The organism is Methylophaga pinxianii, assembly GCF_020447225.1.
Lineage (GTDB): Bacteria > Pseudomonadota > Gammaproteobacteria > Nitrosococcales > Methylophagaceae > Methylophaga > Methylophaga pinxianii.
In genome coordinates this window covers 1-387 of the sequence record NZ_JAJAEO010000049.1, presented here as the reverse complement: position 1 = coordinate 387, position 387 = coordinate 1, and the positions used below count along the sequence as shown (strand labels likewise).

The window sequence follows — 387 nt, the reverse complement described above, 5'->3', positions numbered from 1 at the left end:
CATCTGGCGGGGGTAATAACGGTGGTTTTTTCTGACCACGTTTCTTCTTTCTTGGCCAGCCCTGAAGTCCGGCTGCCGCCATTAAACGGGCAATACGATTTTTACTGGCTGTCTGACCTTCAATCGTCAGATCTTCATGCATACGCGGCACACCAATGATGCCGCCGCTATCCTGATGGATCTCACGAATACGCGTCAGCAATCGCCTATTATCAACTGCTCGGGCGCTCGGTGAGCGTGCTTCCCAATCGTAATAACCACTTGGGGAGACCTTTAGACAACGGCACATCATACGTACAGGAAATTCGCTGCGACAACGTTGGATCGCCTGATATTTCAGGACGACTCCCTGGCAAAGAACGTTGCCGCTTCGCGTAAAAAATCCCG

At 51.7% G+C, this 387-nt stretch carries 1 protein-coding gene; it reads right to left on the bottom strand.

Annotation, left to right across the window (positions count from 1 at the left end):
• Positions 1-387, bottom strand: a 387-nt coding sequence (locus LGT40_RS00230) for an IS3 family transposase (RefSeq protein WP_226343102.1), incomplete at both ends; no start/stop codon positions are given.